This is a genomic window from Pseudoalteromonas sp., from assembly GCF_041613455.1.
GTDB lineage: Bacteria > Pseudomonadota > Gammaproteobacteria > Enterobacterales > Alteromonadaceae > Pseudoalteromonas.
On sequence record NZ_JBFJHD010000299.1, the window covers coordinates 1 to 2,954 of the forward strand.

Annotated in this window: 3 protein-coding genes; all 3 read right to left on the reverse strand. The window is 43.5% G+C overall.

The genetic code is table 11. The annotated features are described in order from the left end of the window. On the reverse strand, positions 1-1,933 hold a 1,933-nt coding region (gene alaS, locus ABYB02_RS16230), incomplete at its 3' end, for an alanine--tRNA ligase (RefSeq protein ID WP_372763417.1). Positions 1,934-1,952: 19 nt separating this feature from the next. Then, positions 1,953-2,405 carry a regulatory protein RecX gene (locus tag ABYB02_RS16235; protein WP_372763418.1) on the reverse strand — a complete coding sequence of 151 codons (453 nt, stop codon included), beginning with the start codon at positions 2,403-2,405 and terminating at the stop codon, positions 1,953-1,955. Further along, on the reverse strand, positions 2,405-2,954 hold a 550-nt coding region (locus tag ABYB02_RS16240; RefSeq protein WP_372763419.1), incomplete at its 5' end, for a hypothetical protein. The genes ABYB02_RS16235 and ABYB02_RS16240, both read right to left, overlap by 1 nt.

Genomic DNA, 2,954 nt, shown 5'->3' on the forward strand with positions numbered 1-2,954 from the left:
GCACTTCATCATCGTATTTTTCGCCAAATAACGCCATCGCCCCTTTCGCTTTTGCCTCGTCAATGGCCATTAGCTCAGTGCCAAGTGCAAAGTTGCGACGAATTTCATCGTTCACTACACGTTCTATTTCACGTAATTCTTTTTTCGTTACCGCTTCAAAATGTGAGAAGTCAAAACGTAAACGATCGGGCTGTACTAATGAACCTTTTTGCGCTACATGCTCACCTAACAACTGACGCAGTGCTTCATGTAAAATATGCGTTGCGGTATGATTTTTCTTAATCCGTTCACGACGCGCTTCATCAATACTTGCTTCTACTTTATCGTTAACAGCAATGCGCCCTTGTACCGTACCATGATGCGCAAATGCGTTACCTAATTTAGTGGTATTAGTGACCGTAAACTCGCCACCAGCCACACTAATCACCCCAGTGTCGCCCACTTGTCCGCCCGACTCGGCATAAAATGGCGTACGGTCTAGGATCACAATACCTTGTTGGCCATCTTCTAATAGCGATACCGACTCACCCGCGGCAAATAGCTCAACCACAGTCGCACTGTGGCTAGTGCTGGTGTAGCCTTTATAGGTTGTTTGCTTATCTGACTTTAATTGCTCATTGTAATCGGCACCAAATTTACCGGCTTGCTGCGCTGTTTTACGCTGCACAGCCATGCACTCTTCAAAGCCTTGATTATCAATGCTCATTTGACGTTCACGCGCCACATCGGCGGTTAAATCGGCAGGGAAACCATAAGTATCGTAGAGCTTAAACACCAGTTCGCCTGGGATCACATCGCCTTCTAGGCTAGTTAAGCTTTCTTCTAAAATAGCTAAACCACGCTCAAGTGTTTTACCAAATTGCTCTTCTTCAATGCGTAATACTTTTTCAATAATTTCTTGTTGCTTAGCCAGCTCTGGGTAAGCTTGACCCATTTGCTCAATTAGCGCTGCAACGAGTTTATAGAAAAACGCACCAGTTGCGCCAAGCTTATTGCCGTGGCGTACCGCACGACGAATAATACGACGCAATACATAGCCACGACCTTCATTTGATGGCATCACACCATCAGAAATCAAAAATGCACACGAACGGATATGATCCGCCACAACGCGTAGCGACTTGTCGTCCATATCTTGCGCATTGGTTACTTCTGCAGCCGCTTTAATTAAGCCTTGGAATAAATCGATTTCGTAGTTTGAATGTACGCCTTGTAAAATAGCAGCAATACGCTCAAGTCCCATCCCAGTATCAACCGACTGCTTAGGCAGTGGCTCCATGGTACCGTCGCTCTGACGGTTATATTGCATAAATACCAAGTTCCAAATTTCGATGAAACGATCGCCATCTTCTTCAGGAGTGCCTGGAGGTCCACCCCAAATGTGCTCACCATGATCATAAAATATTTCAGAACAGGGGCCACATGGTCCGGTATCGCCCATAGACCAAAAGTTATCGGCGGTGGCAATACGAATAATGCGGTCTTCGCTTAGGCCAATATCTTTTGACCAGTATTGAAACGCTTCTTCGTCATCGTGGTATATCGTTACCAGTAGCTTTTCTTGCGGTAATTTAACCACTTCGGTTAAAAACTGCCATGCAAACTTAATCGCGTCTTGCTTAAAGTAGTCGCCAAAACTAAAGTTACCCAGCATTTCAAAAAATGTATGGTGGCGCGCGGTGTAGCCCACATTTTCTAAATCGTTATGCTTACCACCAGCACGTACACAGCGCTGCGAGCTGGTCGCACGGGTGTAAGGGCGGCTTTCAGCGCCTAAAAATACATCTTTAAATTGCACCATACCGGCGTTATTAAATAACAAAGTGGCGTCGTTGCCCGGAATAAGTGAACTAGAAGGAACAACTTGGTGTTGTTTGCTGGCAAAAAAGTCTAAAAACTGTTGCCTAATTTGTGCGGTAGTCATGTGCTGCATGTGAAAGTCTCACCTGTATTTACTGTGCTTGCATTGCAAAATCGATTTCATCGTAGCTAAATCCTCGATACATCAAGTAGCGCACGCGCTTAGCCTTATCTTTGTATTCGAGATTTGCCGGTGTATTTGAATATTTTTTATTGTACGCTTCCTGCGCCAGCTCAAACCAATCTATTTCAAGCTCTGCAACTACTTTTTCAAGCAGTGAACGATCAATCCCTTTACCCATGGCTTCACTTTGAATTCGCTTTAAGCCATGGCATTTAAAAATGTGCTTTCTAACAAAGCTTTCGCAATAACGCTGCTCATTAATAAAATTGTGCTGTTCGCACCAATCAAGCAGGTTTTCGATATACTCGTCGGTGGCTTGTTTTTGCTGTAATTTAAACGTTAGCTCGCGGCGCGAGTACTCTTGACGCCCAAGCAGCCACAACACATAGTTTTTTAGCTTTTGTTTTAATTTATCATCCATTAAGCGTCGAAGCGTCCACTGGGTTCATTACTCAATGGCTTAGTATTACTATCATCACTTGGCGGCACTAGCGGCATAAAAATAGCCTGATAAGAAACAAAAAAGCTAATGTAGCAAATTGGCATTAAAACCAACAGTGGTAAGAATGACAAGAACATCGAAAGTACGATAAACACAGCGCAAATAATAGCATAAACACTCAGTGGTAAAATATTATAATAAAACACCATAAATGAGTTTTTCAGCGCATTAAAAATACGGGTTTCTTTATTAAAGTAAACCAAAGGTACTGCGTAGGCAAATGCCGTTAAGTAAACCGACAGGGCAATTAAAAAAAGCAGCACATTGGCCAGCGAAATACTGTCAATCACTTGGTTAACAGCCACGTTTGGATCAACGTTAGGCTGAGCCATGACCGCAATAGCATCGGCAAATAACCCATTGGCTAATAACGCCATTAATATACCCGCGCCCATTTGATATAGCGCTAAACGCAGTAGCCCTAAGCGGTTACCTTTATTGGTGATTGGTTTAAGAATATCGGCCAGC